The sequence below is a fragment of the uncultured Agrococcus sp. genome (assembly GCF_945915485.1).
Lineage (GTDB): Bacteria > Actinomycetota > Actinomycetes > Actinomycetales > Microbacteriaceae > Agrococcus.
In genome coordinates, this window is sequence record NZ_CAMEFJ010000162.1 from 1 (window position 1) to 2,899 (window position 2,899).

General features: G+C 59.3%; 4 protein-coding genes. 1 reads left to right on the plus strand and 3 read right to left on the minus strand.

All coding sequences use genetic code 11. From position 1 onward, the window contains the following. Positions 1–218 precede the first annotated feature (218 nt). Positions 219–590, minus strand: a complete 372-nt coding sequence (locus Q0O95_RS13900) for a hypothetical protein (protein WP_293699914.1) — start codon at positions 588–590, stop codon at positions 219–221. 437 nt (positions 591–1,027) lie between these two features. Here Q0O95_RS13900 and Q0O95_RS13905 point away from each other — a divergent pair, with 437 nt between their 5' ends. Continuing rightward, positions 1,028–1,708 (plus strand): GNAT family N-acetyltransferase, encoded by a 681-nt coding sequence (locus tag Q0O95_RS13905; RefSeq protein WP_293699917.1) that lies wholly within the window; start codon positions 1,028–1,030, stop codon positions 1,706–1,708. A gap of 152 nt (positions 1,709–1,860) precedes the next feature. On the opposite strand, the gene Q0O95_RS13910 is transcribed toward Q0O95_RS13905, so the two are convergent. Both Q0O95_RS13910 and Q0O95_RS13915 read right to left on the minus strand, forming a co-directional pair. Beyond that, on the minus strand, positions 1,861–2,499 hold the full coding sequence (locus Q0O95_RS13910) for a histidine phosphatase family protein (protein WP_293699919.1): 639 nt from the start codon (positions 2,497–2,499) through the stop codon (positions 1,861–1,863). Between the two features lie 53 nt (positions 2,500–2,552). After that, the coding region (locus tag Q0O95_RS13915) for a hypothetical protein (RefSeq protein ID WP_293699922.1) at positions 2,553–2,899 on the minus strand (347 nt) is incomplete at its 5' end.

The window sequence follows — 2,899 nt, forward strand, 5'->3', positions numbered from 1 at the left end:
CCCCTTGGGGTCACGAGCAAAACCGTCTGGCAGAGCCAGGCGGTTTTTTCGTTCGTCCGGGATTCGAACTGCCACCGCGCCTCGTTGGGCGCGATGGCACGGGACCGCCTGCGTCCGTAGGGGGTCAAGGTAGCGCAGGTCTGCGTACGCTGTAGGCGATGACCAGTGTGTCTACGACCCTCTGCGACTGCAAAGCCTGGCGGGGCGGAGGCGGCAGGCTACCAGAGATAGTACTCAACGCCTATGCTGACCCGATCATTGTCGGGATGATACATCACGAGCGCGCTGTATTTACCGATGCGTATGACCACGCTCGGGTTTCGTTCTGCACGCTCGTCACGATCCAAAAGTTCTGCATCCGGTATGTCGAGAAGAACCTGAACGTACTCCTCGTAAAAGTCGATGTCGCCGTCAACCAGGTAGAAGGCAACACCATCGTTTCCATCAATCGGTTCGCCCTCGGGTTTGGGGATGACCTCCGGCCACGCGGTGGGGCGACTATCGCTTTGATATTCATTCTCATCGAAAAAGAGATCCGGGTCCTTCACCATGTCTGTTTCACGGATGACCTCTTCGGGTTCGTGGGTCAAGGACGGAGAAGCGTCAGAGACCTGAGGGGGTGACGCCTGGGGGAGGGAGACACACCCGGTGAGGGCCGTCGTAGTGAGGGCCGCGAATAGGAACGATGCCGCTGCTTTCCGATGCATAGCCAAATTCCAGTCGTGAACGATGAGCAATACTAATGTCAATCTAGACTGTTGCGTCGTTGGGTGGCTGGAAGCTCGCAGTGAAGATCCTGTTAGCGACTCCGCTACGGTGACGGGCTCGTCCGTGCGGCCGGGTTTGCAGGTGTTCCGGCCGGTCTTGCCTCTGGACGGAGTGTTCCTACAAGGCTAGTTAGGGAGCGGCAGTGAAACCGCTGCATTCGGGTAGACTCACGTCGTCGAAGGAGAGCAGATTGTGTGGCGTAGATGAACAGCTCAGCACGCGCGAGAACATCGCTTTGTGTGCACGAGGCGAGAACACTTTGCAGCATTCGCTCCACGAGCATCTCGGTTCTGAATGGATTCTCGAAGGACCTGTTGGTCGAGCTACGGGTCCGAGCCCGCACAGATTCCTGTTCGCAGGCATCACGATCGAGCCAGACGCGCATCCTGATCTCGTTGCAGACGTAGCCGGCGACATCTGTGACAGCTTTGCCGTCCTCTCCGGCCGGGAACTGCCGGGGAGGGAACCGGAAGACGGCCCGGTGTGGATGCTCAGGTCGCCCGGCCCAGTCGCAGATCTCGGACGAGCATCCACCGGCGTGCGGATCCGAACTGTCGAGACCGACGAAGAGCTCGACCGCTGGGAGGAACTGAGCTTCGTTGCGAACGGCGGGCAACGCGAGCTGCCGGGCGAGCTGCATCCAGCCGGCTCCCAACATGATCCGCGACTGCGCTTCCTCACTGCGGACATCGACGGAGCAGCCGTCGGCACCGGATTGGCGGTGCTGAATACCGAATCCGTGACGGTCAGCGCAGTCACAGTACTGCCCGAATGGCGCGGCCGGGGTATTGGTCGAGAGCTCACCGTCGCTGTGCTTGAAACTGCACCTGAGCTTCCAGCCGTCCTCTCAGCGAGTGAACTCGGTCTCGGCGTGTACAAGCGTTTAGGGTTCGAAGAGCTCGAGCGGTTCCGACGCTGGTCGCGTCGGAAACCAGCGTGAAGACCTGAAGACGGACGGTTTTTACTCGTCTGACTCCGGCAGAAGACCACGCGCACTCGCGTGCGCTTCCCAGCGTTCGGAGTTCGGAATCGACCGCACGTCCTTCGCCAGTGCTGCGACGGCCGCTGCGAGCGTGCAGACGCTCGCGAAGATCAGTCGAAGCGGTCGTGCAAGAACGATCGGTCTCCGAGATCTACGAGAGTTCGATTGTGAAACATATCGTCCTCCCGAAGGACGGTGATACTCCCCGACGGGATGTTGAAGGCGGCGTAGGAGCAGCCCTGGATGGGAACGCGCATCCAAGCTGCGATCACCCAGTTGGCGGTGCCTGCATGGGTCACGATGATGCGTAAGTCGGTAGGGGTGCCTTCAATGGTGTCCACGGCCGCATAGACACGCTCTATCCATTCGAGTTTCGTCTCGCTATTGTCGATGCCTTCATCATGGTTCAAGCGATCGCCAATGCGAGGAGGATGAATGAACCGCTCGGACAACCATTGCTGGGGGCGCCCTTCAGCGTCTCCATAGGATTTTTCCCGTAAATCCGCGTCGAACGTCGGCTGGGTATCCAGTACGGTGCCGATGGCATCGGCGGTCTGTCGAGTACGGAGCAGGTCAGATGCAACGATCTGAGGCCTTGCTTCCCGCGGAACAATTTGACGGATGTGCTTTGCGATCTGACCGGCTTCAGTCAGGCCACGCTCAGTTAATGGAGCGTCGAACCAGCCGCCGACGCGCCCGTCAACATGGTGCGACGCTTCGGGGTGGGTCACTACGAGAACTTGCTGCATCGTGCTGGTGCCTCCCTCTTGCTTGATCTTCGAACTTTGTCCGGGCAGCGGCTCTACTGGTGCTCTTCACGCTCGAGACGTTCCTTGAACCACTCGAGCGTGCGACTTCGTGCTGCGCGGCCGAGTTCCAGTGTCGCAAGTTGGTAGTCGGCAATCTCGACGTGTTCTTGAGCTATCTCAACCGCGGCCACTTGTTCCTGCAGCTTTGTGAATTTGTCGAGTTCGTTCTCCATACGGCGGACAATATTCCGCAGGACCGTGATCCGATCCAGCGGACTCATCAGTCCCAGAAAGAAAAAGCGGTGCAGTGATACGGACTCGGCGTCGCCTTCCGTGAGATCGGCAAGCATCCAAGTGTTAAACGCGTCTCGACCGCGCTCGGTGACTTGATAGACCTTCC

Excerpts from the sequence above, each read along its gene's own strand:
- Q0O95_RS13910 (WP_293699919.1), bottom strand. The coding sequence starts at position 2,499 with ATGCAGCAAGTTCTCGTAGTGACCCACCCCGAAGCGTCGCACCATGTT.